Genomic DNA, 23,707 nt, shown 5'->3' with positions numbered 1-23,707 from the left:
TTCCTCTTTGTTTCAGCCAGGGGTGCCGCCGGGCACGGCAGCGATGGGATATCTACGGCAGGGCAGGGCACCGCCGCAGTGCGGGGACACTGCGGCGGTGCGGCTTGGTTGCCGTCCTGCTTGGGATGAATCGTAGGTGGAGGCGCGCTTGGCCGGAAGTGCCGCCACGGTACGCACGCTGTTGTCGCGCAGGCACCAATCGGCGGTGTACTCGGGCGGTGTACTCAGTGGGCGACGGCGATGACGCTGCGCATCCCCTCGCGGGCCATCTTGGCGTAGGGGCACATGCGCTCGGTGTTGCGCACGAGTTCCTCGGCCACATGCCGCTCGACTCCCGGCATGCGGATGCGGACGTCCGCGATCAGCGCGTAGGCGCCATCGGCCGGGTCGCGCCCGAACGCGACCTCGACGGCCACGGTCATCGCCGCGACATCGACGTGCGCGCGCTTCGCGATCAGGCTCAGCGCGCCGTGGAAGCAGGCGGCGTAGCCCGCCGCGAACAGCTGCTCGGGATTGGTGCCGCTGCCCGGGCCGCCCAGCGCGGCAGGCAGCCGCAGGTCGAGCATGAGATTGCCGTCATCGGATCTCGCCACGCCGGACGCACGGCCGTGCCCTGCCGGGCCGCCCGACACCGTGACCGTGGTCGTATAGAGCGCGGTGAAGCCCTGGCCCCGGTATCGGTCGAGCAGCGTCAGCGGTGGAGGTTCCAACCTCTCGTTTTCCATCGTGTCTCCCGGATGGTTATTAACGATGCATCCAGTCGCTGAAGCTGATGTGGCCGAGCCGCGCCTCCCCTTCCGGCACCAGGGTGCCTTCCTGGAGTTCTGCACCGAAGTAGCGCGCGGCCGGATCGGCCACGGCGATCTTGGTGGCGCCAGTGGCCTTGAGGTAGCGCTGCACGAGGTCGCTCATCTGGAAGCGCTCGGGGCCGGCGATATCGACGATGCCATTGACCGGCGCAGCCAGGGCGGCATCCGCCACGGCGTCTGCCACGTCATCGGAAGCAATCGGCTGGATCAGCGCGGGCGTGATGCGCAGCGTGTCGCTGTCCCCCGCCGACTGGACGATGGCGCCGAGGAACTCGAGGAATTGCGTGGAGCGGACGATGGTGTAGGGGATGCCGGCGCCGCGGATCAGCGCTTCCTGGGCGATCTTGCCGCGGAAGTAGCCGCTCTGCGCGAGCTTGTCCGTGCCGACCACCGACAGCGCCACGTGATGGGCGACCCCGGCGGCCTTCTCGGCAGCGGCCAGGTTGCGGCCGGACGTCTCGAAGAAGTGCAGCACCGCGTCGTCCGCGAACGACGGCGAGTTCGCCACGTCTACCACCACCTGCGCACCAGCCAGCGCCGTGTCCAGCCCTTCGCCGGTGAGCGCGTTGACGCCGGTTTTCGGCGAGGCCGCCACCACGTCATGACCTTGCGCGACGAGCCGCGCCACGACCTTCGCGCCAATCAGGCCGCTACCGCCAATGACCACAATCTTCATGATGCTTCTCCTTGCTGGATGCTGCGTTGCCGAGGGGGGATGAATCCACCCTCATGCTAGACACCGGCACCGCGCCGCGCCAGCCCGACGCAAAGCGCACGGTGTTTCCAAATTCGCACCAATCACAAGGAGACGTACAAGGGGAAAGGCTAGCGGTTCACCTGCAGGCGGTATTCGCTGGGGGAGAGGCCGAAGTGGCGCTGGAAGGTCACGCGCATGCGCTCCTCGCTACCAAAACCGCATTCGTGGGCAATCTGGTCGATGGCGCGGTTCTGGTCCTGGAGCGCCCGCCGGGCGGCTTCGAGCCGGAACAGCTCCACGCCCTTGGCCGGCGTGCGGCCGGTCTTCTGCTTGTAGACCCGCGCGAAGTTGCGCGGGCTCATGCCGACATAGTCGGCCAGCTGCTCGACGGAAAGTTCGGCCCGGGACAGGTTTTCCACGATCCACATATGGAGCGACTCGAACACCGGCACCTGCCGGCTCTGCGTGATCAGCATCTCGCTCAGCTGCGGCTGCGCACCGGGCCGCTTCATGAACACCGCGAGTTCCTTCGCGGTGTTCAGCGCCACCTCGTGGCCATAGTCGGCCTCCACCATGGCGAGCGCGAGGTCGATGCCGGTGGTGACGCCGGCCGAGGTCCAGAGATGCTGCTGCTGCACGAAGATGGCGTCGGCGTCCAGGTCCACGCTGGGAAACAGCTCGTGGAAGCGGTCGCGCATCGCCCAGTGGGTAGTGGCACGCTTGTCGTCGAGCAGGCCGGCGAAGCCCAGCAGGAAAGCGCCGGTGCACACGGACGCCACGCGGCGCACCTTGCCCGGCGCGTCGTGCAGCCAGGCGATCAGCGACGCAGAGTGCTGGGCCACGTCGATGATCCTCGGGGAGCCGGGCACGACCACCGTATCGACCAGACGCAGATCGAACGTTTCCAGCGATTCGACATGCATCATCGTGCCTTCCACCGACAACACCGCGCCGCCCTCCAGGCTGGCGGTGTGGCAACGGTAGCCCGCCAGTCCGCGCTCGCGCGCGTAGCGGGAAGCGGCCCAGAACACGCCTTGGGGGCCGGCCAGGTCGAGCAGACTCACCTCGGGATAGACCACGAACAGAATATTGCGTGGCATCTCTTCAATGTTCCCTGCGGGTGGCGGAGTTGTCTGGCCCATGGCTCGTAGCGCTGAAATCGGTGGATGTTAGGTCATGCGGGCAATCTGATGCAAGACCGTGACCGGCTGATGTCTGGCTGCCTGGCGGACCCGGCGGCACGTGGCGCAGGTCGATGACGGCCTGCACCAGCGCAGGGCGTTCGACCATGCCGAGGTAGGCACCGTCCCGGGTCACGACCAGCGGGTCCGCCGGGTGCCGGTGCAACAGCGGCGTCAGCGCCCGCGCCAGCTCGATGACCGTGGCATCGATGCAGAGCCGGTGCGGCGCCTGCGAGACGAACTGCGCGCAGCATTCGCGATGGATCCAGCCCCGGTAGCACGGCAGCCGCACCACATCGCCAATCAGCTCGCGGCAGATCACCCCTACCGGCACCTCCCCCCTCAGCACGGCCACCGCGCTGGCGGCGGGGTGCTGGGCGAGGATGCGCAGCGCGTCGCCCAGGCACTGGGTGTGCTGCACGGCGGGAATTCGGCGCAGGAGGGTCGGCAGCACAGCAATTGGCACGCGATACGGGTCTTGTCTCATCGGGGAGTCTGGGGCCCACGCTGACGCAGGCAAGATCGGGACACTGTCAGACCGAGTCTAGTCAGGCGCGGGATGCTGAACAAGACACCTGGCGCGTCCAACGGCGTTTCCCCGTACGCACCAATCGCCCGGCCGATGCCCGGCACGTGCCGTGTGCGGCTGGCAGCTTGGCAGTAAATCTGGGAACGCTGTCATTTACGGCACATGGGGCGCTAATTACCATCGAAGCAAGTCCTGAACAGGCCGAAAATCCGGCCCGCATCGAAGTCTTTTGTGAGAAGCAAGCATGAATAACGCAGTACGCGTCGCGGTGGTGTACCACAGCGGATATGGCCACACGCGCCGACAGGCGGAAGCCGTGCACGCGGGCGCAGGCAGTGTCATGGGGGTACGGAGCGTGCTGATTCCCGTGGAGGAGATCGACGCGCATTGGAAGGACCTGGAATCGGTCGACGCGGTCATCTTCGGCACGCCCACCTATATGGGTAGTGCCTCGGCGCAGTTCAAGGCGTTCATGGATGCGTCCTCGCAGACCGTCTTCGCCACCGGCGCCTGGAAGGACAAGGTGGCCGCCGGTTTCACCAACGCGGCCTCGCGCTCCGGTGACAAGCTGAACACGCTGCAGCAACTGGCGATCTACGCCGCGCAGCTGGGCATGCACTGGGTCAACCTGGGCCTGCCGCCCGGGCACAACCATTCGGGCTCCACCGAGGACAGCATGAATCGTCATGGCTACTTCCTCGGCGCGGCGGCCCAGAGCGATGCGGATGTCTGCGCCGATGACGGCGCCACCGCGGCGGACCTCAAGACCTCGGCCTACCTGGGCGCGCGCGTGGCCCGCGTGGCCCTGCAACTGGCAGCCGGACGGGCGGAGCTGGCCAAGCTGTCGCTGGCGGCGTAGTCACCGGCGGCGCGCGCGGCGCCTGCCGGGCGGGCGCCCTCAGGTGGGCGCCTTCAGGCCGCTTCCTGCGCGGCAGCCAGGTAGCCGTGAATCTGTGACACGACCACGGCCCCCTCGCCCACGGCAGTGGCTACGCGCTTGGTCGAGCCGGATCTGACATCGCCGATGGCGAACACACCCGGCACGCAGGTTTCCAGCGTGTTGGTCAGCTGGCCGGCCTGGGTGCCCGTCAGCACGAAGCCCTTTTGATCGAGCCCCACCTGGCAACCGCCCAGCCACGCCGTATTCGGCTCGGCGCCGGTGAACAGGAACACATGTTGAATCGCTTTCTTCTCTTCCACGCCCGTTTCGCGGTTGCGGAGCACCACGCCGGTGAGCCGGGCGTCACCGCTCAGGCCCGCCAGTTCGGTGTGCGCATGCACCGTGATGTTGGGCTGCGCGGCGATTCGGTCGATCAGGTACCGGGACATGCTCTGTTCGAGGCTCGGCCCACGGATCACGATATGCACATGGGCGGCGTGCGCGCCAAGGAACACGGCGGCCTGGCCGGCGGAGTTGCCGCCGCCCACCAGCACCACTTCCTGTTTGGCGCAGAGCTTGGCTTCCACCGGCGAGGCCCAGTAATAGAGTCCCCGGCCCTCGTACGTCGCCCGGTTCGGGATCGGCGGGCGACGGTAGGCGGCGCCGCTGGCGATGATCACCGAGCGTGCGCGCACCGTCTCGCCGGCCTTGGTGCGCACCTTGAGCACCGTGCCGCACTCCAGCCGGTCGACTTCGACAGGACTCGCGATATGTGCGCCGAATTTCTGCGCCTGGGCATACGCATTGGCGGTCAGCGCATGGCCGGAAATGCCCGCCGGAAAGCCGAGGTAGTTCTCGATGCGCGCGCTGGCGCCTGCCTGCCCGCCGGGCGAGAGGGCGTCCAGCACGATCACGCGCAGGCCTTCGGACGCCGCGTAGACGGCGGCGGCCAGTCCGGCCGGGCCGGCGCCAATGATGCCGACGTCGTAGACGCGGTCCTTGTCGAGTTCGGGCAGCAGCCCGAGGCAGGCCAGCACCTGCGTGGCATCCGGGCGGCGCAGCACCGTGCCGTTGGGGCAGATCATCAGCGGAAGATCAGCCTCGTGGGCTTCGAACTTGCGCAGCATGCCGGCCGCGTCTTCGTCGGTGTCGAGGTCGAACACCGAGTAGGGGTAGTTGTTGCGGCGCAGCAGCGCCTGGAGTTCGACCATGGCGGCGTCGCTGCCGTGGCCGACCAGCGACGGGCCGCGCCCGCGCTGGATCATCGCCGAGCGGCGCAGGATCAGCGCCTGCATGATCAGTTCGCCGAGCACCGCCTCCGCCACCATCAGGGAGCGCAGGCAGGCCGGGCGCACGACGATGGCCCGCACATCCTCCATGGCGATGCCGTCCACCAGCTCCGGCATGCCGGAGAGCTGGCCGATCTCGGCCAGGAAGTTGCCCGGGCCGTGCTCTACGACCAGCGTGCTGTCGCCGATGCCGTCACGCTGGACGATGCGCACGCGCCCTTCCAGCACCAGCACCAGCCCGTTGGCCGGGTCGCCGGTGCGCACCACCAGTTCGCCGGCACGCCAGGTCCGTTCACCGCCATAAGGTGCGATCCGGGCGATGTCGGCGGGGGTCAGGTGCGGATACATCTGCCGACGATGAAACGCGATGACCGGTGCGGCCGGTTGCTCTCCCGACGCATCGCCAGCGGCGGCGGCGGAAGTGAGGGGGGTCGGGAGGGTGTCCATGGCGGCTGAGGGTGAGGTGGTCTTGGATTGCAGAGTAGCAGTCCGGCCCCGGAAACTCAGTCATGCACTGGGCGACTCCCGTACGACTTACGTATATCGATCCGCAACCGCTTTGACTGGGAAACAGCAGGAATGAACCGATCCGACACATTGGACCCGGCGGCAGACGCGGCATCGATGGTCCCGACAACGCCCCTGGCGCCGGTGGCGCCCATGGAGGCCGTGGAACGTGGCTTCCGCGTCAGCCTGCCAAATCGCGCCGATGCGCTGTCCACGGGCTTTGCCGCAAGCTACGCGGGCATCATGGCCTTCATGGCGGTGGCCAGCGAAGGCAGCTTCGCCAAGGCTGGCGAGCGCCTCGGCATCGGCCGCTCGGCGGTGAGCCGCAACGTGCAGAAGCTGGAGACGCAGCTCAGCACGCGGCTGTTCCTGCGCACCACCCGCACCACGCAGCTGACGCGCGAGGGCCAGCGCTTCTTCGAGAATTGTCATCAGGGCGTCACGCACATCGTGGAGGCCATGAACGACATGCTGGAGCTGCGCGAGGGCCCGCCGCGCGGCATGATCCGCATCAGCGCCACCGTGGGCTTTGGCCGAAAGGTGGTGGCGCCGCTGCTGGAGCGCTTCATGGCGGCCTATCCGGAGATCGCCATCGAACTGCTGCTCGACGACCGGCCCACCGACTTCGCCTCCGAGCAGGTCGACGTGGCCTTCCGCAACGGGCGCATCGAGGATTCGAGCATCATCGCCAAGCAACTGATTCCGATGCAGATCGCGCTGTGCGCGTCGCCGGCCTATGTGGCGCGGCACGGCCTGCCCGATACGCTCGAGGCGCTGGGCCGGCACGCCTGCATCAATTTCCGCTTTGCCAGCGGGCGGGTGGTCGAATGGGAGTTCAAGGTGGATGGGCAGGTGCGCAAGGTCATGCCCACCGCCCGGCTCACCTTCAACGATTCCGATCTGGTCCTGCACGCGGTGCTGCAGGGCTGGGGCATCGCGCAGCTGGCCGGGTACCAGATCGCCGAGCCCCTCGCCGCCGGGCAGCTGGTGGTGGCGATGGCCCGCTACGCGCCCGACGACCGCGGGCACTACCTCTGCTACCTGAGCCGGCAGCATCTGCCGACGCGCATCCGCGTGTTTATCGATTTCATGACCGACGCAATCCGCGCGCAGGCGCTGAACTGCCTGACCGACTTCAATCCGGAGCCGGCCCTGTCTCCGAGCCCGATCGCCTGAGCGCCGCCGCCACGAAGTCGATGAACACCTTCGCCCGGGCAGGCAGGCGCCGCCCGAAGCCGTGCAGCACCTGCAGCGGCACGGGCCGCAGGGCCACGTCCGGCAGCACCACGCGCAGCCGGTTGGCGTCGAGATCGGCCTGCACGGCGGTGCGCAGGATCTGGGCGATGCCGAGCCCGTTGACGGCGGCGGTGCGCAGCGCCTCGCCACTGTCGGAGTCGAACGCGCCTTCCAGCGGCACACGCGCGCCATCGGCAAAGGCAATCGGCACCACCTGCCCGGCCAGCCGGTAGCGCACGTGCCGGTGCGCGGCGAGATCCGCCACCGTGCGCGGCACGCCGTGCCGCGCCAGATAGTCCGGGGATGCCACGAGCACTAGCGGCAGGTCCGACAGCGGCCTGGCAAACAGCCCGCTGTCGGCCACCTGCCCGGCGCGCAGGGCCAGGTCGAAGCCTTCGCGGATCAGGTCGACATGCTGGTCGCTGACGCTGACCTCCAGTGCCAGCCGGGGATGGCGCGGCATCAGGATCGCCGTGACCGGCCCCAGCAAGGAGCGCGCAAGGTCGCTCGGCATGCTGATGCGCAGCTTGCCCACTGCCGTGGACGGGGTGCCCAGCACCTCGGCGGCCTCCTCCAGCCCCCGCACCAGCGATGCCACGCGCCCGTAGTAGGCCTGCCCCTCGTCGGTCAGCACACAGGCGCGCGTCGAGCGGTGGAACAGCTTCACGCCCAGCCGCGCCTCCAGGCGCGCAATGCTCTTGGACACCGCCGAAGGCGTGGTGCCGAGCCGCCGCGCGGCGGCCGTGAACGAGCCCGCTTCCACGGCGCGGACGAAGGCGGAGAGGCCATGCAGGCGTTCAATCGACATGGATGACAGATTGGCACAAGTGAAGGGCCCATTGTAGGGCTGGGACGCCCCGGACGGCTCTGGCTAAATGCGTGGGCAAACCCATCAGGGCTATCCAGGAACGCATATGAACACGCTAGCAGGAAAGGTTGCCGTCGTTACCGGCGGCAACAGTGGCATCGGCTTCGCCATCGCCCGGCAATTCGTCGACCAGGGCGCGCAGGTAGTGATCGTCGGGCGCCGCAACGATGCCGTGGAGACCGCCGTGGCCGAGCTGGGCGCCAGGGCGGTTGGCCTGACCGGCGACATCGCCGATCTCGCCACCCATGACCGCGTGGCCGCCCTCGTCGCGGAGCGCTTCGGCGGCGCCGACATCTACGTGGCCAACGCCGGGATGAACATCATCACCGAGTCCGCACAGGTCGGCATCGACGAGTACGACACCCATTTCGCCACCAACACCCGGGCGGTATTCTTCGGCGTGCAGAAGATCGCCCCGCTGCTGCGCGACGGCGGCGCGGTGCTGCTGGTCAGCTCGATTGCCAGCGGCAAGGTGCTCGACGGCCACGCGGTCTATGCCGGCAGCAAGGCGGCGATCGAAGCCTTCGCGCGCAACTGGGCGCTGGAGTTCAAGGGGCGCGGCATCCGCGTCAATGTGATCAGCCCGGGCCCGACCGAGACGCCGATCCTGGCCAAGCTTGGCGTGGGCCCGGCCGAGCGCCCCGGCTTCGAGGCTGCCATGGCTGCCGCCATCCCGCTGGGCCGGCTGGGCCGCGCCGCCGAGGTGGCATCGGCCGCCGTGATGCTGGCGGGCGCTGCCGGCAGCTTCATCACCGGCGTGAACCTGCGCGTGGACGGCGGCATCTCGCTGACCTGAAGCGGCTACTCCGGGCGCAGGAACGCAGAAGCCCGCCGGTAGGCGGGCAGCAGAATCGAAGAAGCCCGCCGGGAGGCGGGCTTCGGTCATGCGTACAGCGGGGGGACGCTTACTGCGGACGGTTCACCGAGATGTCGAAGAACGGCACCGGCGCGCTGAGGCTGATCATCACGCCCACGCCGGTGTTGTTCAGCGTCATGGCAATCCCCTCGCGCACGCTGTTGGCGGCCGCGCGATAACGCAGGCCCGGCAGCGGGCTGTTCTGCGTCCAGGTGTCCGGACGGCCGTCGTTGCGCAGGCGCGAGTAGACGCCGGTCACCGGATCTGCCGCAGTGATCGTCGTCGATGCCGTTTCCATCAAGATCGTGTTGTCGGCGAAGGCCGTGAGGTCCCAGTACGAATTCTTCGTGCCGACCACCGGCATCGCGCGGGCGATCGCCTTGGTGGCGATCAGGATGCCGTTGGTATGCACGATCACGGCGGTAATCTGGCCATCCGTGCCCTTGAACGCCACGGCACGCGCCACGCCCGAGGAGTCCGTCAGGTCGAAGCCGCCAACGGGGTTGGCCGTGATCGTGCCCAGTTCCTCGGCGGGCCATGGCGAGCAGGTGCTGGTACCCGTGCAATCCGCGCCGGCGGTCATCTTGCCGGTGGCATCCAGGGTGAACTTCACGCGCGAGGGCGCATACGGCGCGCTGGCGTCATCGCGCTCGAAGCCCAGGCCATTCCAGTCGCCAGCCAGCTCGGCCACCGGCAGGGTCTGCGCCGGGACGAGCAGCGGCGGGAGCATCGGGGGGGCGCTGACACCCGGGTTCGGCACCACCAGCATGCTCATGCCCGACTTCGCCACCATCATGTCGAACACCATCGGGGCGGTGCCGCCCGTGAAGTGACAGGCATCGCCATCAACCGGAGTCAGCGGCGTGGCGGGACCAAATTCGGCACCCGCGTCGAAGCTGGCCACGGGAACGATCGACGTCGTGTCGGCGTTGAACTTGACCGTGCCGACGATGTTTGCCGTCGCCATGACCATGAAGTAATTGCCCGTGCGCAGGCCCGCGCAGGTGGCCGAGGCCGGCTGCAGGATCGTGCCGATGGCGGTCGTGCCGGCGTTGCTGCCCACCGCCGTCGACAGGTCGGCCAACGTCGTCTTGGCCGTGGCCAGGCGCGCCATCAGCTGGTCCAGCAGCTTGTCCAGCGCATTGCCGGCGTTGCTGCCGTTGGCGGCCACCAGCGGTGCCTTGAGCGGGTCGATGCCCGTGAGGTCCACCACGCCGGTCAGGACCAGGCTCACGGCGTTGTTGGCCTTGGTCAGGCCGTCCGTGGTGACGAGGCCCTGGGCGCTCTTGTCGAACTGGGTGAAGAAGGTCGTGGTGCTGCCACCCGCCAGCGCGGCGGTCAGCAGTTCGGTCAGCGGGGTGATGTTGGCCACGGCGCTGGTGCCGGAGCCGGGTTCCACCACCGAGTGCATCGTCGTGCCGTCCGGCGTGGTCACGGCCAGCACGCACGGGCGCGTGGCGTTATCGATATTGATGGTGAACGTGCCATCAGCCGCCGTGGTGGCCGTGCCGCTGCCCGTGGCGCACTTCGCCTGGACCGTGGCGCCGGCCAGCGCCGCGCCGACCGCAGCCGTGCCGCTGATCTTGGTAGTCACCGGCGCGCTGCCCGAACCGCCGGCCGGCGTCGTAGTCGTGCCATCCCCGGAACCGCCGCCGCAGGCGGTGAGCACCGCAGCCGCCAAACCCGTCAACAAAATCCTCGATTTCATCCCTGACCTCTTTCTTATGATGTCTTTCCCGCGCAGCGACCCGCAGCGCGTACCCGCGGGCAAATCTATGATGCCCGGCCGCGTGGAGTGTCAGGGAGTGCCTTTGCGCCGGCCAACCCGCTATGGGGGGATTGACAACACAACGCGAATGACGTGTTTCGGCGATTTTGTCGAAAAAAACAGTAATGCTTTCACCGTCACTCGAAGCATTTCAAAGCGGCGGCAGCCGCCGCCTCACCGGCTGGGATTTGACGATGGCCGAACTGGTCTCCGCCATATCGGTGATCCGCTCGAGAATATGGTCCAGGTGTTCGATGGAGCGCAGATACAGCCGGCCGATAAAGCAGTCGTCGCCGGTCACCTTGTCGCATTCGCCGAATTCGGGGATCGACTCGATCAGCTTCTGCACCTGCTGGAGTTTCCCCGGCAGCGGCCGGATGCGGACGATGGCCTGCATCGGATAGCCCAGCGTGCGCGGCTCGGCATCCACCGTAAAGGCGCGGATCACCCCGCGCTCCTCCAGCCGCCGCAGCCGCTCCGACGCCGCCGGCGAGGACAGCCCCACCTGCTCCGCCAGCGCCTTCACCGGCATGCGCGCGTCCTGTTGGAGCAGCGCCAGGATGCGCCGGTCCAGATCGTCGATCGACATAGGAAATTTCCCCCTTTCGCCTAATTAAGTAAGGAATATAGGCCGATTTCCTACATTTCGGCATGGGCATCAGGCGGGCGACCTCGTAAACTGCCAAGCCTCGATAGGAGGATTCGCAGTGGACGAGCGCAAGCGGGGGATGATGGAAATGGTGGCGGCGATGGTCATCTCCGGCACCATCGGCTGGCTGGTGGTGGTGTCGGGCCGCCCCGTGACGCAGGTGGTGTTCTGGCGCTGCGCGTTCGGCGCGGCCGTGCTGCTGGTGGTCTGCGCCGCAAAGGCCTACCTGAAGCCGGGCACGCTCAACCGGCGCCAGTTGCTGCTCGCGGTGGCGGGCGGCGTGGCCATCGTCGCCAACTGGCTGCTGCTGTTTTCGGCCTACGCGGGTGCGTCCATCTCGATTGCCACGGCGGTCTACAACACCCAGCCGTTCATGCTGGTGGCGCTCGGCGCGGTGTTCCTGCGCGAGCGGCTGACGCTGGCCAAGCTCGGCTGGCTGCTGCTGTCCTTCGGCGGCATGCTGCTGATCGTGCAGGCCAGGCCCGGCGCTGGCGCGCCGCATGGCGACTACCTGGTCGGCATCCTGCTGGCGCTGGGCGCGGCATTCTTCTACGCGCTGGCCGCGATCTTTGCGAAACAGCTCAAAGGCACGCCGCCGCATCTGATCGCGCTGATCCACGTGATCGTCGGCACCGTGATGCTGCTGCCGATGGCCGTGTCCTCGGATCTGCCGTCCGGCCTCGTGCCGTGGGCCACGCTGACCACCATGGGCGTGGTCCACACCGGGCTGATGTACATCCTGCTCTACGGCGCGATTCAGAAACTGCCTACGCACCTGACCGGCGCGCTGTCGTTCATCTATCCGATCGTCGCCATCCTGGTGGATCGGCTCGCGTTCGGCCACCAGTTGCACCCAGCCCAGTTGGTCGGGGCGATGCTGATCCTGGTGGCCGCCGCCGGCATGACGCTGGGCTGGCCATGGCGCAAGCCGGCGGCAATGTTGGAGGCGGAGGTGAGGGCCGAGGCGGAGGGCAAGTCCTCAATGTGAGGCGGCGGCCGGCGCCTCGATGCGGTCCAACTCGGCAAGCACGTCTGGCGACAGCGCCAGCGTGGCCGCCTGCAGGTTTTCGCGCAGGTGGCCTACCGACGAGGTGCCCGGAATCAGCAGGATATTGGGCGACCGGTGCAGCAGCCAGGCCAGCGCCACCTGCATCGGCGTAGCGCCCAGCGTGCGCGCGATGTCCGCCAGCGCGGTGGACTGGATCGGCGAGAATCCACCCAGCGGGAAGAACGGCACGTAGGCAATGCCTTGCCGCGCCAGATCGTCGATCAGCGCTTCGTCGTGCCGGTGCACAAGGTTGTACTGGTTCTGCACGCAGACAATCTCCGTGATGCGCTGCGCTTCCGCCACCTGCTTGGCGGTGACATTGCTCAAGCCGATGTGGCGAATCAAGCCCTTTTGCTGGAGTTCGGCCAGCGCCACCACCTGCCGCTCCAGCGATCCTTCCGACGGCGCGTGGATATCGCCCATGGCACGCAGATTGACGATATCCAGCGTCTCCAGCCCAAGATTGCGCAGGTTGTCGTGCACGCCGCGCGCCAGGTCCGCCGGTTCCAGCGCCGGAATCCATGCGGCATCCGCGCCGCGCACCGCGCCCAGCTTGGTCACAATCAGCAGATCGTCCGCATACGGGTGCAGTGCCTCGCGGATCAACTGGTTGGTGATATGCGGGCCGTAATAATCACTGGTGTCGATATGGTTGACGCCCAGTGCCACGGCTTCACGCAACACCGCGATGGCGGCAGCGCGGTCCTGCGGCGGGCCGAACACGCCGGGGCCGGCCAGTTGCATGGCGCCGTAACCGAGGCGGCGAACCGTCCGACCGGCCAGCGGAAAGGTGTTAAGGGGTTGGGATGCCGACATGACGCGCTCCTTTGAAATGGGTGAAGCGAGTATGGGAGCGATTGCGCTGTTCGATAATCCCATCTAGATTGCACGGGTTGTTCAATAATCTGCACAACCCGTGCCCTTGCCGCGATGGAATTCAACGACCTTGCCGCCTTTGTCTCAGTCGCCCGTGCCGGCGGGTTCCGGGATGCCGCGCGCAGCGGCGGGGTATCCGCCTCCAGCCTGAGCATTGCCGTGCGGCGGCTGGAAGCCCGGCTCGGCCTGCGGCTGCTGAACCGCACCACGCGCAGCGTGGCCCCGACCGAAGCCGGACTGCGCCTGCTGGAGAAGCTGACGCCGCTGTTCAGCGAGATGGAAGCTTCGCTCGACGTGCTGAACCTGTTCCGCGACAAACCCACCGGCACGCTGCGGCTCAACGTGCCGTCAAGCGTGACCACGCTTGAGCTGGCCACCCTGTTGCCGCGCTTTCTTGAGACCTATCCCGATATTCGCGTCGAGGTAATCGTCGAGGACAGCTTTGTCGATCTGCTGACGATTGGCTGCGACGCCGGCATCCGCTATGACGAGCGGCTGGAGCAGGACATGATCGCCGTGCCGATTGGCCCGCGCGTGCAGCGCTTTGCGACGGCTGCGGCGCCGTCCTATCTGGACCGCCACGGCCGGCCCACCCATCCGCGCGACCTGCTCGGCCACGCCTGCCTGCGCGGCCAGTTCGCGGGCGGCGCCAAGCCACCGTGGATCTTCGAGCGCGATGGCGAGGTGGTGACGCTGGACCCGCCCGGGCCGCTGATCGTGAAGCCGGCCGCCGCCTTCCACCTCGCCTTCGAGATCGCCCTGGCGGGCGGCGGCGTGGTCCATTTTTTCGAGGGCGGCCTGCGCCGCTACCTCGACAGCGGCGCGCTGGAGCCCATCCTGGAGCCATGGTGGCAGACCTTCTCCGGGCCGTTCCTCTATTACCCCGGCCATCGCCACGTACCCGCCCCGCTACGCGCCTTTATCGATTTCGTGAAGACGGCGGGGTGAAGGCTGCAACGACCGGCAGCAACGACCGTCCTGATGGTTTTTTTCCTCAATCGGCAGGTTGCCAGCCGCCGCCCAGCGCGCGAAACAGCGAGACGCTGGCCGACAGCTGGCGCCGCCGGATTTCCTCGAGCGTCCGCTCGTTGGCGAGCGTCGTCGCCTCCACCACGTTCACGTCGAGATAGGCGGACGCCCCCTTCTGGTAGCGGTCAGTGGCCTGGGCCAGGGCCAGACGGGAAGCGGTCACTGCCGACGCCTGGCTGCCCGCCTCCTCCTTCAGCAGGCGGATCGCCGCGTAGTTGTCCTCCACGTCCTGCACCGCCTTGAGCACCGTCTCCCGGTAGTCGGCCGCACTGGCATCGAACTGCGCCCGGGCGCTATCGACCCCCGCCCGCCGCTTGCCGCCATCGAACACGGTGGCGGCCAGGGCCGGGCCGACTGCCCAGAAGCGGCTGGGCGCGGTGAGCAGCCCGGCCAGGCCCGAACTTTCTACCCCGCCGCTGAGGTTCAGCATGAGGCTCGGAAAGAACGCGGCCCGGGCGACCCCGATCAGGGAATTGGCAGCCGCCACGCGCCGTTCCGCTGCGGCGATATCGGGGCGCCGCTGGAGCAGGTCGCTCGGCACGGCGGATGGCGCGACGGGGAGCTGCGTGTCATAGCTGTCCTGCCGGACGACGGAGAACGTGCTCGCCGGCTCGCCCAGCAGCGTGGCCAGCGCGTGCTGCAACTGGGTGCGGGCGAGGGTGAGGTCGGCCAGCTGCGCACGCGTGCTGTCGCGCTGGGCCTGCGCCTGCGCCACATCGCTCTCGGCGGCGATGCCGCCCCGATAGCGGTTCGTCACCAGTTCGAGCACGGAGGAATAGGCCTCCACGGTCTGCCTGAGCAGGGCCGACTCGCGGTCCAGCGAGCGGATGCCGAAGTAGTCCACCGCCACCTCCGCCTGCAGGCTCAGGCGAACCGCCGCCACATCGTCGGCACTGGCTTGCACGCGCGAATCCGCGGCATCCACGTTGTTGCCGATGCGCCCGAACAGATCGGGCTCCCAGCTGGCGCCGAAGCCGATCAATCGGTCCGGCGTGGTCTGGCCAGCGAGCGAGCGCCCGACCACGTTTGCCGATACATGGCTGCTGGTGGCGCTCACGTTGGCGCCGATCGTCGGGAAATACGCCGCGCGCGCCGCGTCGCGCTGGGCGCGGGCGTCACGCAGCAGGGCCAGCGATTTCCCGAGCGTCGGGGTCGAAACGTCGATACGACGGATTAGCGCGTCCAGATCCCGATCCTGATAGACCGCCCACCAGTTGGCGGGAATCCGTTGGCGCGCCACGTCTTGCGCCTCCGTGTAGTGCGCCGGCAGCGGCATGGCCGGCGCATGGTAGTCGGGCGCGGTGGCACAGCCTGCCAGCCATGCGCACAGCAGCACCATCGCAAGCCGTTTCACGTTGCACCTCCCTGACCGGCGGCGGGCCTCGCCGGCACCACGCGTACGGTGGTGCCGCTGGTGAGCCCGTCGCCCGGATTGACGATGACCCGGTCGCTTGTCGTCAGTCCGCTCAGCACTTCCACGTGCGATCCGAAATCCCGCCCCAGCGCGATGCGCCGGATCGCGATCTTGCCGTCCTGCCCCACGATGGCCACCGACGGGCCGCCGGCCGGGAACATCAGCGTGCTGGCGGGCAGGTCCAGTCCGGGGCGCCCCGCTTCGGGCTCGATGTGCACTTCCGCATAGGCGCCCGGGAGAATCCTGCCGCCCTGGCTGTCGACGTCGAGTTCCACGCGCAGGCTGCGTGTCACGGTGTCGATGGCCCCGGCCGTGCGCGTCACCGTCGCCGGGTAACGCTCGCCCGGCGCCTGGGGAAGCGTCAGCCAGCCCTTCACGCCCGGGCGCACCGCCGCGCTGACGCCCTGCGGCACCTGCACATAGACCCGCAGCCGGCTGCCGGCGGAAATGTGGAACAGTTCCCGGCCCTGGGCCGGCGCGCTGCCCGCATCGATCAGCGCGCCCGCGTCCACGTTGCGCGCGGTGATCACGCCATCGAATGGCGCACGGATCTGCGTATAGGACGCCAGTTGCGCAAGCCGCGCGGTATTGGACCGTGCCGAGGCCAGAAGCGCCCCCTTGGCCGCCATATCGGCGACCTTCTGATCGGTTTCCTGCTGCGCCACGGAGTGGGTGGTCTGGAGGTCCTTCCAGCGGTCGGCGGTGGTCTTGGCCAGCGCGTAGTTGGCGGCGGCCGTGGCCTCGTCGGCGCGGGCCTGGCGCAGTTGGTCCGAAACTTCCGGTGCGTCGATCTCCGCGAGCAACTGGCCCGCCTTGACCTGCGCGCCGATATCGACATACCACTGGCGCAGATAGCCGCTGACGCGCGCGTGGATCGCGGCGTCCTGATAGGCCTGGACATCGGCCGGCAGCGTGATGTCCTGCGCCGCGGACGCCGCCTTCGGATTGACGGTGCTGACGGCTGGCACCTGCGCGACAAGCGCCCGGGACTGCAAGGCGGCTTCGCCGTTCACCCGGGGAACGATGCCGGCGCTCAGGGCAGCAGCCACCACAGCGGTGACCACGGCGGCCACGGCGGCGATCCTGAGCCGGGGCCGATGGGACACGGGTTGCCGCGCGATAGGGGGTTCGTTCGAGGTCATACGGGGTCGTGTACCTGAGTGAGGGTTGCAGAGGCGCGCGCCCGCTTCTCCATCCAGCCATGCAAGGCGGCAAAGAAGACCGGGACGAGCACAAGCGTTGCCGTGGTGCCGAATGCCAGTCCGCCGATAACGACGCGGCCCAGCGGGGCGTTCTGGGCGCCGGCGCTTCCCGCGCCCAGCGCCATGGGAATCATGCCGAAGAGCATGGCCAGCGCCGTCATGATCACGGGCCGGAAGCGCCCGACGCCGGCGTCGAAGGCTGCGGCGAGGGCCGTCTTCCCCTCCAGAAGCAGTTCCCGCGCGCGGCTGACCACGAGGATGCTGTTGGCCGTGGCGATGCCCACGCACATGATCGCGCCCGTCAACGCGGGGACGCTGACCGTGGTGCGGGTGGCGAAGAGCATCCACGCCATGCCCGACAGGGCAACGGGCAAGGCCCCCACGATGGCGGCCGGGTCCAGCCATGACTGGAAGTTGACGACCATCAGCAGGTAGACCAGGACGATCGCCGCCGCCAGCCCCACCATCAGGCCGGAAAACGAGGCGTGCATGGTCTGCACCTGTCCGCGCACCGCGATGCGCGAGCCGGCGGGCAGCGTGGCACGGACACTATCGACGGCATGCTGGACGTCAGCCGCCACGGCACCCAGATCGCGGCCACGCACCGAGCCGAACAGATCGAGCACCGGCTGCACGTTGTAATGCGAGACCACGCCGGCCTGGTTGCCGCGACGGATCGTGCCGAACTGGCCCAGCTGCGCCGCGCCGCCCTGCTTCAGGCTTTCGGCGCCGATGCCGAGCGGAATGTTCGACAGCGTCTGGAGCGAGTCCATCGCATACTGGGGCACCGACACCAGCAGCGGATAGCTCACGCCGTTCTTCGGATTGAGCCAGAAGTTCGGCGTCGTCTGCCCGCTGCCTGACAGCGAGATGAGCAGGTTCTGGGCCACATCGCGTTGCGACATGCCGGCCTGTAGCGCACGGGTGCGATCCACGTTGACGGTGAGTGCGGGCTGGTCGTCGGGCTGCTGGAGGTGGAGGTCGCTCAGGCCGGGAATCGCGGACAGCTTGCGCAGCAGCTGATTGGCGACGGCGCGGTTGCCTGCCGCATCGTTGCCGACGATCTGGACGTCGATCGGCGCCGGCAGGCCGAAGTTGAGGATCTGGCTCACCATGTCGGCCGGCAGGAACGAGAAGCTGATGCCCGGGAAGGCCAGTGGCAATGCGGCGTCGAGCTTGTCGACCAGCGCGCTAGAGCTGCCAGCCGTCGGCTTCAGGGAGACAAGAATCTCGGCATCGCCGGTGCCGATGGGCAGCGCGGAGTCGTAGGTCAGGTTGATGCCGCTGACGGGCAGACCGATGTTATCGACGATGCTCGCGACATTGGCGGGGCCGACGACTTCCCGGATCTTCCCCTCGACCTGATCGGCCAGCCGCGCCGTTTCCTCGATCCGCGTGCCGGTCCGTGCCCGCAGGTGCAGGCGAATCTCGCCGCTGTCGACGGCCGGGAAGAAGTCCTGTCCCAGGAACGGCACGAGCGTCATGGAGAGGATGCAAAGCAGCGCGAACAGCGCCATCGCACGGCGGGGCGCGCCCAGCGCCGCACCAAGCAGCGCCGAATAGGCTTGCCGCACGCGCTCGAAGCCATGCTCGAAGGCGGTGTGGGCACGGTCGAATCCGCGAGAGAAGCGGCCACCAACGCGGCCACCCGCGCGGCCACCCTCCGCCCCTTCCCCACGCAACAGGTAGTGCGCGAGCGTGGGAATCAGCGTCCGGGAGAGGAAGTAGGACGCCATCATCGCGAACACCACGGCCTCGGCCATCGGCACGAACAGGTAGCGCGCCACGCCACTGAGCATGAACATCGGCAGGAAGACGATGCAGATGCAGAGCGTGGATACCAGCGTGGGCAGCGCGATCTGCGCGGAGCCATCGAGAATGGCCTGTTCCAGCGGCTTGCCCATCTCGCGGTGATGGGTGATGTTCTCGATGGCGACCGTGGCGTCGTCAACCAGCACCCCCACGGCCAGGGCGAGGCCGCCCAGCGTCATGATGTTGAGGGTCTCCCCCAGGGCGGACAGGGCGATGAGCGCCGCCAGCACGGAAAGCGGGATGGTGATGGCGATGATCAGCGTGGCGCGCCAGCTCCCCAGGAAGAGCAGGATCATGGCGGCGGTCAGGCACGCGGCGATCAGCGCCTCGTGCAGCACGCCGTCGATCGCCGAGGTGACGAAGACCGATTGATCCGAGATCGGCTGCACGACGAGCGACTTCGGCAGCCCGGCCGTCACGCCGGGCAGCAGTGCCTTGATCTGGGAAATGATCGCCAGTGTGGAGGTATTGCCGCTCTTCTCGATCTCCAGCAGCGCGGAGCGCTTGCCGTCCTGCCGGACCACATTCAGCTGCGGGGCGTAGCCATCGCGCACCTGTGCCACATCGCGCACATAGACCGTGCCCTCCGGGCCGCTGCGGATCGGCAGGTCATTCAGGGCGGCGATGGTGTCGGTGCTGCCGTTCAGGTCCACCCGGTACTCGAGCGCGCCGATCTTGGCCGTGCCGCCGGGCAGGACCAGGTTCTGGGCGTTGATCGCGTTGACCACATCGAGGGGGGACAGGCCTCGCGCCTGCAACGCCGGCACGTGCAGGTCCACCATGACCTGCCGCACCTTGCCGCCGTACGGCAGGGGAATGGAGGCGCCCTGCACCGTGGCCAGCTGGGTGCGGATGAAGCTGTTCCCGAGGTCATACAGCTCCTGCTCGGGAAGCGTGTCGCTCCCGAGCGCCAGCCGCAGGATGGGAACGGTGGAGGCGTTGTAGCTCAGGATCAGCGGCGCCGTGGTGCCGGGCGGCAGCAGCTTCAGCAGCGACTGCGCGCCCGACGTGGTCTGCGCAATCGCGCGATTGATGTCCGCGCCCGGATGAAAGAAGACCTTGATGACGCTCACGCCCGGCAAGGACTGGGATTCGATGTGCTCGATGTCATCGACACTGTTGGTGAGCGAGCGCTCATAGCCGGTGACGATGCGCTGCGCCATGTCCTGCGCGGACAGGCCGTTGTAGCTCCACACCACGCTCACGACCGGAATGTCGATCGACGGGAAGATGTCGGTCGGCGTGCGCAGGATGGCAACCGGCCCGGCCAGCAGGATCAGTATTGCCAGAACGACGAAGGTATAGGGCCGACGTAAGGCGAGCCGCACAATCCACATAGTTCACTCCAGGCGCCAGCACGCGCAAATCAGCCATGACAGGGCCTGATTCTAGAAATCCAACCCCCTCCGCATCGCGGTCAAATTGATTACAGTGTTGTCATTCAAGCGGGAGGAGCGCCCGGCTATCATCGGCCCCAAGGTTGGGCTGCGATCGCTGGGCAGCCGGGGACGAAACATGAAAATTCTGGTCATCGAGGATGAACCCAAGACGGGGGAGTACCTCCGCAAAGGGCTTACCGAGTCGTCGTTTGTTGTCGATCTGGTCACTACGGGGCGGGATGGCCTGCACCACGCACTCGAGGGCGACTACGACCTCGTCATCCTGGACGTGATGCTGCCCGGCATGAACGGCTGGGAAGTGCTGAAGCAGTTCCGGGAGCACAAGGACACGCCCGTGCTCTTCCTTACCGCGCGGGACGAAGTGGAGGATCGGGTCAAGGGGCTGGAACTGGGCGGCGACGACTATCTCGCCAAGCCCTTCGCGTTCGTGGAACTGCTGGCGCGCGCCCGGACGCTGCTGCGGCGCGGGCCGGTCCGGGAGGCGGACCGCATCGAGATCGAGGACCTCGACATCGACCTCCTGCGCCACCGCGTCACCCGCGCGGGCGCGCGCATCGACCTCTCGCCCCGGGAATTCGCGCTGCTGCACTTCCTGGCCCGCCGTCATGGCGAGGTCCTGAGCCGGACGCAGATCGCCTCGCACGTCTGGGACATGAATTTCGACAGCGACACCAACGTGGTGGATGTGGCGATCCGGCGCCTGCGCGCCAAGATGGATGACAGCTTCGCGCCCAAGCTGATACACAGTGTGCGCGGCATCGGCTATGTGCTTGAGAGCCGAAAGCCCGGATGAAGACGCGCTCGCTGACAGCCCGCCTGGCGCTGGCCTTTGCCTTGATCGCCGGCGTCTCCTTTGGCGGGGTGGGTATCTACCTGTATCGCGCGCTGGCCACCCAGATCATCGAGCGTGACAACGCGGAACTGCTGCGCAAGGCCACGCGGGCCGGGCACGCGCTGGCCGAACTCTCCCCATCGGACCAGCCTGGCAGCCCCGCCTGGAACGAAATACTGGGTGTGGTCAAGGGCAATGACGAATACGGGATGCGGGTACGCGCCGCCGACGGCGCGTTGCTGGCCGCCAATGGCGCGAACTACGGCATCAGGCCCGAGCACCCCGATCTTGCGAGTGAGACCGGGCCGGACATGTTTCCCGTGGCAATGTGGAACACCCCCGGCGGCACCCCCGTGCGCCTGATCACGTTGCAGGTTCGTGCCGGCGTGGTCGCGGCACCGGTCACGCTGGAGATCTTCCAGTTGGCCAGCAGCCGGGTGGCGCTCCTGCGCGCCTATCGCTGGAAGGTCTTCGCCGCGGCCTGCCTTGGTGCGCTTGGCGCCGGCATCCTGGGATTCGCCGCGCTCCGTGCGGGCATGGCGCCGCTGCGGCGCATCGCAGCCGGAACCGAGTCCATCACGTTCACCAGCGGCACCCTGCCGATCGATCCTTCCACCCTGCCGGCGGAGCTGGACGACCTGGCCGGCGCGCTACAGAAGATGATCGATCGATTGCGCGAACGCTACGACCGGCTTTCCCACTTCTCGGCCGATCTTGCGCACGACTTCCGCACGCCGATTGGCAATCTGCTGGGCCAGACACAGGTCGCGCTCGGCAGCGACCGCTCCGCCGACGAGTACCAGTCCCTGCTCGCCTCCAATGTGGAAGAGTACGAACGGCTCTCCCGGATGATCGAGAACATGCTGTTCCTCGCCCGCGCCGACAATGCGCGGGTGGCGCTCCATCTGGCGGAACTCGACCTGAAGGACGAACTGCTGCGTCAGGCGGACTATTTCGAGCTGCTGGCGGAGGCCCGCGCGGTGACTATCCGGGTCGACGCCCACGGCAGGGTCTTCGCCGATGCAACACTGCTGCGGCGGGCGCTGGGCAATCTCCTTGCCAATGCCGTACGGTACGCGCACCAGGGCTCCGAGATCCTGGTGCGCGGGCGCGCAGGCGCCAGCCACGCCGCGATCGAGATCACCAATGCCGGGCCCGGCATCGACCCTGCGCACTTGCCGCTGCTGTTTGACCGCTTCTTCCGCGCGGACCCGTCGCGGGCGAACTCCGTGGAGTCATCCGGCATCGGCCTCGCCATCGTCAAGACCATCATGGACCTGCACCAAGGCGCCGTTTCGGTCCAATCCGAGCCGGAAGCGCTCACCTCGTTCCGGCTCGAGTTTCCCGACCGGCACAGCAGCCCCCTCGCTTGAGGCCCCCCGCAGATTTCTCTTGAAATGAGATCGATTCCCATTTACACTGCTTTCACTGTCTGACGACGGCACCGCCGCCGCAGACAAAACAGATTTCAGGGCGTGGCAGCAATGCGGCGCCTGTCACCGACTTTTGTGGGGACCGCTCCGACACACGGAGCGTTTGGTAGTAGCCAGTCGCAGGAAGATCGGGAAAACATCCAGACCCCGTTTTCCCGATCGCGTCATCCAGCGACAAGCCAGGCCACCTTTTTATTCCGCGCGCCGTCAGGCACGGCGCGCCGCCCGGGACGGGGCTGCCAGCCTGCATCGTCCGGCCCGGGTGCTTCCCGCCTGATTTCCCGCACGCCTCGGCCGGTGGGCCATCGATGCCTCAATGCTTCGATACCCGCGCCCGCCGCCCTTCGGAATCCTCGTGGAGTCAACTAACTGAGCGCACCCCGCCCGGTGCGAGCCACCGCATGCCCTTGTCATCCGTGAAGTCCAGCCCTACCCCTCTCCAACGCGCCGGCCTCAAGGCCACGTCGCCCCGCATGCATGTGCTGGAGGCGTTCCGGCGCAGCGACCGCCGTCACCTGAGCGCGGAAGATGTCTACCGGATCCTGCTGGCGCAGGAAGTGGATGCGGGGCTGTCCACGGTCTATCGCGTGCTGAACCAGCTGGTGCAGGCCAACGTCCTGCTGCGGCGCACGTTCGAGGCCGACCATGCCGTGTTCGAGTTGAACGAGGGTGGCCACCATGACCACCTGATCTGCGTGAGCTGCGGGCGGGTGGAGGAATTCCGTGACGAGGGGATCGAGCAACGCCAGCGCAAGGTGGCGGCCGAGAACGACTTCGAGCTGCGCGAGCACATGCTGGTGCTCTACGGCCTGTGCCCGGCCTGCCAGGCGGTGCCGGGAAGCGAGTCATCGATCTGACAGAAGTGCCGGTCAGATCTCTTACAGAATTGGCCGATTCTGTTACAAATGTGCGTGAATCGTAATACGCCAGATGGGTAGAGTGGAGTCATAACCTCTCACCCCCGGTGAATACGATGAACAAGCGTCCCCTTTCCTTCCTGGTTTTCGTCGCTGGCGCCGCTGCGCTGGCGGCCTCCACTGCCGCCATGGCGCGCGTCGATATCGACGTCAACCTCGGCGCGCCGGCCCCGGTCTATGTGGCCCCCGCTCCCGTTTATGTCGAGCCGCGTCCGGCGCCCGTCTACGTGGCGCCGCCGCCGGTGGCCTATCGTCCGGCGCCGGTGGTGGTGGCGCCGGTCGTGATCGGCTGGCATGGCGATCGCTATTGGGATGGCGGCCGCTGGTATGACCGCCGCCAGTACCAGGCCTGGCATCGTCACGACAACGGCCATGGCCATGGCTATGGCCGCGACCGCTACGATGACCATCGCGGCCATGATGACCACGGCGACCGCGGGGACCGCGGCGACCACCATCGCCACTGAGGCGGCGG

General features: G+C 67.7%; 21 protein-coding genes. 9 read left to right on the top strand and 12 right to left on the bottom strand.

What is annotated here, in order from left to right:
* Nucleotides 1-224: 224 nt before the first annotated feature.
* The 4 genes from AB4120_RS19765 to AB4120_RS19750 form a co-directional block, all read right to left on the bottom strand.
* Complete coding sequence (locus AB4120_RS19765; protein ID WP_149138513.1) at nucleotides 225-725, bottom strand: Ohr family peroxiredoxin; 501 nt, start codon at nucleotides 723-725, stop codon at nucleotides 225-227.
* A 19-nt stretch (nucleotides 726-744) separates the two neighbouring features.
* Complete coding sequence (locus AB4120_RS19760) at nucleotides 745-1,485, bottom strand: SDR family oxidoreductase (protein WP_149138514.1); 741 nt, start codon at nucleotides 1,483-1,485, stop codon at nucleotides 745-747.
* A gap of 149 nt (nucleotides 1,486-1,634) precedes the next feature.
* Entirely contained in the window at nucleotides 1,635-2,606 is a 972-nt protein-coding gene (locus tag AB4120_RS19755) for a GlxA family transcriptional regulator (RefSeq protein WP_262389709.1), read from the bottom strand.
* Nucleotides 2,607-2,610: 4 nt separating this feature from the next.
* Complete coding sequence (locus tag AB4120_RS19750) at nucleotides 2,611-3,174, bottom strand: hypothetical protein (RefSeq protein WP_441642725.1); 564 nt, start codon at nucleotides 3,172-3,174, stop codon at nucleotides 2,611-2,613.
* Nucleotides 3,175-3,460: 286 nt separating this feature from the next.
* Here AB4120_RS19750 and AB4120_RS19745 point away from each other — a divergent pair, with 286 nt between their 5' ends.
* Nucleotides 3,461-4,075: a flavodoxin family protein gene (locus AB4120_RS19745; RefSeq protein WP_144200981.1), complete on the top strand. Its 615-nt coding sequence runs from the start codon at nucleotides 3,461-3,463 to the stop codon at nucleotides 4,073-4,075.
* A gap of 53 nt (nucleotides 4,076-4,128) precedes the next feature.
* Here AB4120_RS19745 and AB4120_RS19740 read toward each other — a convergent pair whose 3' ends face one another.
* Nucleotides 4,129-5,832, bottom strand: a complete 1,704-nt coding sequence (locus AB4120_RS19740) for an FAD-dependent oxidoreductase (RefSeq protein ID WP_149138516.1) — start codon at nucleotides 5,830-5,832, stop codon at nucleotides 4,129-4,131.
* A 213-nt stretch (nucleotides 5,833-6,045) separates the two neighbouring features.
* On the opposite strand from AB4120_RS19740, the gene AB4120_RS19735 reads away from it, so the two are divergent.
* Nucleotides 6,046-7,068 carry a LysR family transcriptional regulator gene (locus AB4120_RS19735; protein ID WP_149139346.1) on the top strand — a complete coding sequence of 341 codons (1,023 nt, stop codon included), beginning with the start codon at nucleotides 6,046-6,048 and terminating at the stop codon, nucleotides 7,066-7,068.
* Here the strand turns inward: AB4120_RS19735 and AB4120_RS19730 are convergent.
* On the bottom strand, nucleotides 7,028-7,936 hold the full coding sequence (locus tag AB4120_RS19730; protein ID WP_149138517.1) for a LysR family transcriptional regulator: 909 nt from the start codon (nucleotides 7,934-7,936) through the stop codon (nucleotides 7,028-7,030). The genes AB4120_RS19735 and AB4120_RS19730 overlap by 41 nt on opposite strands.
* A gap of 106 nt (nucleotides 7,937-8,042) precedes the next feature.
* Between AB4120_RS19730 and AB4120_RS19725 the strand changes: the two genes are divergently transcribed.
* Complete coding sequence (locus tag AB4120_RS19725) at nucleotides 8,043-8,792, top strand: SDR family NAD(P)-dependent oxidoreductase (RefSeq protein ID WP_149138518.1); 750 nt, start codon at nucleotides 8,043-8,045, stop codon at nucleotides 8,790-8,792.
* Nucleotides 8,793-8,901: 109 nt separating this feature from the next.
* Here the strand turns inward: AB4120_RS19725 and AB4120_RS19720 are convergent, their stop codons facing one another.
* Both AB4120_RS19720 and AB4120_RS19715 read right to left on the bottom strand, forming a co-directional pair.
* Entirely contained in the window at nucleotides 8,902-10,446 is a 1,545-nt protein-coding gene (locus AB4120_RS19720; RefSeq protein WP_441642724.1) for a hypothetical protein, read from the bottom strand.
* A 325-nt stretch (nucleotides 10,447-10,771) separates the two neighbouring features.
* Nucleotides 10,772-11,209: an Lrp/AsnC family transcriptional regulator gene (locus AB4120_RS19715; RefSeq protein WP_149138520.1), complete on the bottom strand. Its 438-nt coding sequence runs from the start codon at nucleotides 11,207-11,209 to the stop codon at nucleotides 10,772-10,774.
* A gap of 118 nt (nucleotides 11,210-11,327) precedes the next feature.
* Here AB4120_RS19715 and AB4120_RS19710 point away from each other — a divergent pair, with 118 nt between their 5' ends.
* Nucleotides 11,328-12,257, top strand: coding sequence for a DMT family transporter (locus AB4120_RS19710; protein WP_441642723.1), 930 nt, complete (start codon nucleotides 11,328-11,330; stop codon nucleotides 12,255-12,257).
* On the opposite strand, the gene AB4120_RS19705 is transcribed toward AB4120_RS19710, so the two are convergent.
* Nucleotides 12,249-13,133 (bottom strand): aldo/keto reductase family oxidoreductase, encoded by an 885-nt coding sequence (locus tag AB4120_RS19705; protein WP_149138521.1) that lies wholly within the window; start codon nucleotides 13,131-13,133, stop codon nucleotides 12,249-12,251. The genes AB4120_RS19710 and AB4120_RS19705 overlap by 9 nt on opposite strands.
* A gap of 114 nt (nucleotides 13,134-13,247) precedes the next feature.
* Here AB4120_RS19705 and AB4120_RS19700 point away from each other — a divergent pair, with 114 nt between their 5' ends.
* The gene (locus AB4120_RS19700) at nucleotides 13,248-14,141 is read left to right on the top strand and encodes a LysR family transcriptional regulator (protein ID WP_441642722.1); all 894 of its coding nucleotides are present in this window, start codon (nucleotides 13,248-13,250) and stop codon (nucleotides 14,139-14,141) included.
* Between the two features lie 46 nt (nucleotides 14,142-14,187).
* Here the strand turns inward: AB4120_RS19700 and AB4120_RS19695 are convergent, their stop codons facing one another.
* Genes AB4120_RS19695 through AB4120_RS19685 form a run of 3 tightly spaced genes read right to left on the bottom strand, consistent with a single transcriptional unit; the run spans nucleotide 14,188 to nucleotide 19,987 of the window.
* Nucleotides 14,188-15,576: an efflux transporter outer membrane subunit gene (locus AB4120_RS19695; protein WP_262389710.1), complete on the bottom strand. Its 1,389-nt coding sequence runs from the start codon at nucleotides 15,574-15,576 to the stop codon at nucleotides 14,188-14,190.
* On the bottom strand, nucleotides 15,573-16,778 hold the full coding sequence (locus tag AB4120_RS19690) for an efflux RND transporter periplasmic adaptor subunit (RefSeq protein ID WP_149138522.1): 1,206 nt from the start codon (nucleotides 16,776-16,778) through the stop codon (nucleotides 15,573-15,575). The genes AB4120_RS19695 and AB4120_RS19690 overlap by 4 nt, the downstream gene beginning before the upstream one ends.
* Complete coding sequence (locus AB4120_RS19685) at nucleotides 16,775-19,987, bottom strand: efflux RND transporter permease subunit (protein WP_441642721.1); 3,213 nt, start codon at nucleotides 19,985-19,987, stop codon at nucleotides 16,775-16,777. Before AB4120_RS19685 ends, AB4120_RS19690 begins: the two co-directional genes overlap by 4 nt.
* 178 nt (nucleotides 19,988-20,165) lie before the next feature.
* Here AB4120_RS19685 and AB4120_RS19680 point away from each other — a divergent pair, with 178 nt between their 5' ends.
* From AB4120_RS19680 to AB4120_RS19665, 4 genes are all read left to right on the top strand, one after another.
* A complete protein-coding gene (locus tag AB4120_RS19680; protein ID WP_144201001.1) occupies nucleotides 20,166-20,843 on the top strand; it encodes a heavy metal response regulator transcription factor in 678 nt (225 codons plus the stop codon).
* Nucleotides 20,840-22,255, top strand: a complete 1,416-nt coding sequence (locus tag AB4120_RS19675; RefSeq protein ID WP_149138523.1) for a heavy metal sensor histidine kinase — start codon at nucleotides 20,840-20,842, stop codon at nucleotides 22,253-22,255. The genes AB4120_RS19680 and AB4120_RS19675 overlap by 4 nt, the downstream gene beginning before the upstream one ends.
* Nucleotides 22,256-22,716: 461 nt before the next feature.
* On the top strand, nucleotides 22,717-23,172 hold the full coding sequence (gene fur / locus AB4120_RS19670; RefSeq protein WP_149138524.1) for a ferric iron uptake transcriptional regulator: 456 nt from the start codon (nucleotides 22,717-22,719) through the stop codon (nucleotides 23,170-23,172).
* A gap of 116 nt (nucleotides 23,173-23,288) precedes the next feature.
* The gene (locus tag AB4120_RS19665) at nucleotides 23,289-23,699 is read left to right on the top strand and encodes a PXPV repeat protein (RefSeq protein WP_149138525.1); all 411 of its coding nucleotides are present in this window, start codon (nucleotides 23,289-23,291) and stop codon (nucleotides 23,697-23,699) included.
* The last annotated feature ends 8 nt before the right edge of the window (nucleotides 23,700-23,707 follow it).

It is taken from the genome of Cupriavidus sp. 2KB_3, from assembly GCF_052115685.1.
GTDB lineage: Bacteria > Pseudomonadota > Gammaproteobacteria > Burkholderiales > Burkholderiaceae > Cupriavidus > Cupriavidus campinensis.
Note: the sequence above shows the minus strand (reverse complement) of the source record. Positions and strands in the feature narration are given on the sequence as shown.

Excerpts from the sequence above, each read along its gene's own strand:
- AB4120_RS19765 (WP_149138513.1), bottom strand. The coding sequence starts at position 725 with ATGGAAAACGAGAGGTTGGAACCTCCACCGCTGACGCTGCTCGACCGA.
- AB4120_RS19760 (WP_149138514.1), bottom strand. The coding sequence starts at position 1,485 with ATGAAGATTGTGGTCATTGGCGGTAGCGGCCTGATTGGCGCGAAGGTC.
- AB4120_RS19755 (WP_262389709.1), bottom strand. The coding sequence starts at position 2,606 with ATGCCACGCAATATTCTGTTCGTGGTCTATCCCGAGGTGAGTCTGCTC.
- AB4120_RS19750 (WP_441642725.1), bottom strand. The coding sequence starts at position 3,174 with ATGAGACAAGACCCGTATCGCGTGCCAATTGCTGTGCTGCCGACCCTC.
- AB4120_RS19745 (WP_144200981.1), top strand. The coding sequence starts at position 3,461 with ATGAATAACGCAGTACGCGTCGCGGTGGTGTACCACAGCGGATATGGC.
- AB4120_RS19740 (WP_149138516.1), bottom strand. The coding sequence starts at position 5,832 with ATGGACACCCTCCCGACCCCCCTCACTTCCGCCGCCGCCGCTGGCGAT.
- AB4120_RS19735 (WP_149139346.1), top strand. The coding sequence starts at position 6,046 with ATGGAGGCCGTGGAACGTGGCTTCCGCGTCAGCCTGCCAAATCGCGCC.
- AB4120_RS19730 (WP_149138517.1), bottom strand. The coding sequence starts at position 7,936 with ATGTCGATTGAACGCCTGCATGGCCTCTCCGCCTTCGTCCGCGCCGTG.
- AB4120_RS19725 (WP_149138518.1), top strand. The coding sequence starts at position 8,043 with ATGAACACGCTAGCAGGAAAGGTTGCCGTCGTTACCGGCGGCAACAGT.
- AB4120_RS19715 (WP_149138520.1), bottom strand. The coding sequence starts at position 11,209 with ATGTCGATCGACGATCTGGACCGGCGCATCCTGGCGCTGCTCCAACAG.
- AB4120_RS19705 (WP_149138521.1), bottom strand. The coding sequence starts at position 13,133 with ATGTCGGCATCCCAACCCCTTAACACCTTTCCGCTGGCCGGTCGGACG.
- AB4120_RS19700 (WP_441642722.1), top strand. The coding sequence starts at position 13,248 with ATGGAATTCAACGACCTTGCCGCCTTTGTCTCAGTCGCCCGTGCCGGC.
- AB4120_RS19690 (WP_149138522.1), bottom strand. The coding sequence starts at position 16,778 with ATGACCTCGAACGAACCCCCTATCGCGCGGCAACCCGTGTCCCATCGG.
- AB4120_RS19685 (WP_441642721.1), bottom strand. The coding sequence starts at position 19,987 with ATGTGGATTGTGCGGCTCGCCTTACGTCGGCCCTATACCTTCGTCGTT.
- AB4120_RS19680 (WP_144201001.1), top strand. The coding sequence starts at position 20,166 with ATGAAAATTCTGGTCATCGAGGATGAACCCAAGACGGGGGAGTACCTC.
- AB4120_RS19675 (WP_149138523.1), top strand. The coding sequence starts at position 20,840 with ATGAAGACGCGCTCGCTGACAGCCCGCCTGGCGCTGGCCTTTGCCTTG.
- fur (WP_149138524.1), top strand. The coding sequence starts at position 22,717 with ATGCCCTTGTCATCCGTGAAGTCCAGCCCTACCCCTCTCCAACGCGCC.
- AB4120_RS19665 (WP_149138525.1), top strand. The coding sequence starts at position 23,289 with ATGAACAAGCGTCCCCTTTCCTTCCTGGTTTTCGTCGCTGGCGCCGCT.